The organism is Flavihumibacter sp. CACIAM 22H1 (genome assembly GCF_001601815.1).
Lineage (GTDB): Bacteria > Bacteroidota > Bacteroidia > Chitinophagales > Chitinophagaceae > Flavihumibacter.
Map to the genome: position 1 here is coordinate 1 of NZ_LUKG01000157.1, position 2742 is coordinate 2742.

Sequence of the window (2742 nt, forward strand, 5' to 3'; positions counted from 1 at the left end):
TTGTTGGTTGGATGCACTGTTACATCTGCTGTATTCGCACAAAACAATGATTACAAGAAGCGTCCCGCATTAGGAATCCATTTCTTCGGTAATGATTTTGAAACCCCTGAAAAGATCCGCAACACCTCTTTGAGCACTGTTTTGAAAGATAAACAATGGGCAAAGCTGGGAGACCACAATTTCGGCTTTGGGGTAAATTATTTGAAAGGACTTACCAATCACCTTGACTTCTCCACTACATTAGGTGTTTCTTTCCTGGATTATCCGATCCGTGATAAAGGTCCGGTTGGCGACGGTGCCCTTTTTGAGTGGGATGCAATGGTAAACGCTAAAATGCTGTCTGATAAATACTGGGTTTCTCCGTATTTGTCTGCCGGTTTGGGAGCGTCCAAATTCAAAGGATATTATGGAGCTATTGCTCCGGTAGGTGTTGGTTTACAGGTTAACTTCTTTGATGAAGCATTCCTGATGATCAATTCCCAGTACCGGATGCGGATTACAAACACTACTGAAAATCATTTTTACCACAGTATTGGATTTGCTGGTAATATCGGTAAACCAAGAGAAGTAAAAGTGATTCCTCCGCCTCCTCCTCCAATGGTTGAGCCGGTTGATACCGACAAAGACGGTGTGGTTGATTCGTTGGATGCCTGCCCTACTGAAGCTGGCCTGGCTGCCCTGCAGGGTTGTCCGGATAAAGATGCAGATGGCATTGCAGATAAAGACGACAAATGCCCGGATGTACCTGGTATAGCCCGTTACAACGGATGTCCGATTCCTGATACGGATGGCGATGGTATCAACGACGAAGAAGATAAATGCGTGGATGTAGCTGGTGTTGCCCGCTACCAGGGATGTCCGATCCCAGACCGCGATAACGATGGCGTAAACGACGAAGAAGATCGTTGCCCGGATCTTGCAGGTCCTGCTGATAATGGCGGATGTCCAAAGCTGGAAACTTCTAAGTTTAATGCCAGCGCCGTTCAGTTTGTGACCGGAAGTTCTACCTTAACAGCTGCTGCCCGCAAAGAGCTGGACAAAGCTGCCCGGATCCTGAACGAGCAATATCCTCAATTGAAAGTGGAAATTGCAGGTCATACAGACAATACCGGTAAGGCTGAAACTAACCAGAAATTATCTGAAAAGCGTGCAGCTTCCGTAATTGCCTACCTGGTTAAGAAAGGGGTGGATGCTTCCCGCTTAACTGCCGTTGGTTTTGGTCAGGATCAGCCAGTTGCTGATAACAGCACTGCTGCCGGTCGTACTCAAAACCGCCGCGTTGAATTTAAAGTAAGCCAATAAGCGAACTTATCTCTTGTTGAATATAAAACTGGTCTGCCTATGCAGACCAGTTTTTTTTTGATACTACTATAGTAGTTTCGGTGCTCCGAAACCCTGTTTTTGCTATGAAAGAGCAGTATCAATTCCACCGCAACCTGGTAATGCGCAGTCCTCAGCTTCCCCTGGAAAGCAGGCTGGACGAGCCTACCTTATATGCCTTACTACAGGATCGCCTGTTTATGGAAGCTGTTTACCTGGCTTCGCCTGTTTTGTACGAGGAATGCCGTAGAATACGACAAGGAGAGCAGCCGGATGCCCGTGGACTGAAAAAAGTGCTTCGCTCCCTGGCTAAGTATTATACCCGAATGTACAGTCGCTGTACCCCTTTTGGCCTTTTTTCCGGCTGTGGGGTTGCAGAATGGGCAAGTGGACCCACCACCCTGGTACTTGATCCAAACCTTTTTTACCGGCATACCCGGTTCGATATGCACTACGTTTGTGCATTGGCGCAGTTTCTGACCGGTGTGGAAGAAATCGCCCGGCAATTGGGCTTTAAATGCAACAACAGCCTTTATTTCCTGGGAAATGAAGCCCGGTATATAGAATATTATTACAACCAGGGAAAAAGAACCCATAAGATCAGTTCCATTCAGCGAAATGAATACTTCGACCGGGTACTGCAGGCCGCTACCGGTTATCACCGGATGGAAACGTACGCTGATTTGCTGGTAGACGATTCAATTACAAAAGAGGAAGCGCTTGGGTTTATAAGGGAGCTGATCCATGCCCAGGTATTGGTAAGTGAGTTGGAACCTTCCATAACCGGCCCGGAATTTATTCATCAGATAAAGCAGACTTTGCAAAACCTGCAGGCAGATGAAGCAGGCATCCTCTCGTCGGCTCTTTCTTTTCTGACCAAGGCATCGGAGGCCTTGCATCAATTGGATCATAACCGTATAAATGATCCTGCCAGCTACGATTCCATTCAGGCATTGCTTCGGACGCTACCGGTTGATTTTGATGCGGCAAAACTTTTTCAGTGTGATCTGTCGTTGCAGTTAATAGAAAAAAAGGTAGCTGATCAATACCAGTTGCAGTTATTGGAGGCCCTGGAGCTGCTGCATCGCCTCAATCCTGTCCAGGCGCAGGATATGGCAGATTTTATCCGGGAGTTTAAAGATCGGTATGAAGACAGGGAGTTGCCTTTGCTCGAAGTACTGGATACGGAAACGGGCATTGTTTATAAGGAGAATTCCGGGGTTGAATTAAGTCCCTTGCTGAATGATTTTGTTTTTCTTAAACCGGATCAGCCAAGGTTGGTTCATTGGGGAAAGCTGGAAAACTTCTGGCATAAGAAATTGGAAGAAGCCAGCGCCGTCAAAGCGTTCCAAATAGAGTTGCAGGCCGATGACCTGTCCGATTTTCCAACAAACAGGGCTGTTTTTCCACCCTCCCTGTCGG

General features: G+C 47.0%; 2 protein-coding genes. Both read left to right on the forward strand.

Features of this window, described 5'->3' with window-relative positions; genetic code table 11:
* A partial coding sequence (locus tag A1D16_RS21480) for an OmpA family protein (RefSeq protein WP_290713741.1) occupies window positions 1–1302 on the forward strand: 1302 nt, incomplete at its 5' end.
* A gap of 104 nt (window positions 1303–1406) precedes the next feature.
* Window positions 1407–2742 (forward strand): lantibiotic dehydratase family protein (locus tag A1D16_RS21485; protein ID WP_290713744.1); only part of this gene is annotated, 1336 nt, incomplete at its 3' end.